Here is an 863-nt window from a genome sequence, read left to right on the forward strand (position 1 = left end):
AAAAATGCCCTCTTTACATTTATTCGCTTACGACAATTCGAGCGTTAATTGGTTGTACAGGGCGATTGTTATTCCCTAGTGTATGTGATAATGATCGAATCTGCTCACTGCTTGCACTGATAGGTTGCTGTAAAACCACCCAATTTACCCCTTCGCTACAAGGCGGCGTGGTGAGCGAGCCATTAAGACGGTAATGTCCTTTACTTCGCGGCAGCAATTTTGTGATGTCTAATGGCTGTGCCAGTGCCATTTTTTCATTAACATTCAAAGGGTTATGCAGTAATTCTTCTAGCACAGAATTTGCTTTTCCTTCTTTCACCATTACCGCCAGCACAGCAAGCTCACCAGCTTCAGATTTATGTACAAAATGGATTTCTACAGGGAAATGCTTACCTTGGAATTGATGTTCACTTGGTGTATGGAAATGAAATTGCTGTAACGTAAAAGTTTTGTCATCAATCTTTAATTGATTATTTGCTGATTGTAGAGAGGCTTGTAAAGTATGTCCATTATTGACTAGGCTAACGCTGCTCGGCTGATATTGATATTCTACGCTGTTATGCGAGGTTACTGCGTTGGTCAAATTAACTGGCGATTGATTTTTGCCTCGTTCACATAATTGGTAGTCTGCACTTAATTGCCCCCAATGTTGCGGAGCAGCCTCTCCACTATATCCCCAATGGGAATGGGGGCTTGCTTCGTGTGGAGTGTGAACACAACCTGCTAACAACACAGTTAAAAAGCTTGGAAATATAAATTTTTTCATTTTTTTACCTCAATTTTGATGAATATAAAACCATTTCGATTATACGCTTGATCGATTGTTAAACGCTGCTCTATGTCATTTTTAGTTCATCAAAATG

At 39.9% G+C, this 863-nt stretch carries 1 protein-coding gene; it reads right to left on the reverse strand.

Going from position 1 to position 863, the window contains the following annotated elements:
• Window positions 1-19: 19 nt before the first annotated feature.
• Window positions 20-766: a carbonic anhydrase gene (locus tag ACLS0A_RS10975; RefSeq protein WP_416083508.1), complete on the reverse strand. Its 747-nt coding sequence runs from the start codon at window positions 764-766 to the stop codon at window positions 20-22.
• Between the last annotated feature and the right edge of the window lie 97 nt (window positions 767-863).

Source organism: Avibacterium volantium (assembly GCF_049366555.1).
GTDB classification, from domain to species: domain Bacteria; phylum Pseudomonadota; class Gammaproteobacteria; order Enterobacterales; family Pasteurellaceae; genus Avibacterium; species Avibacterium volantium_A.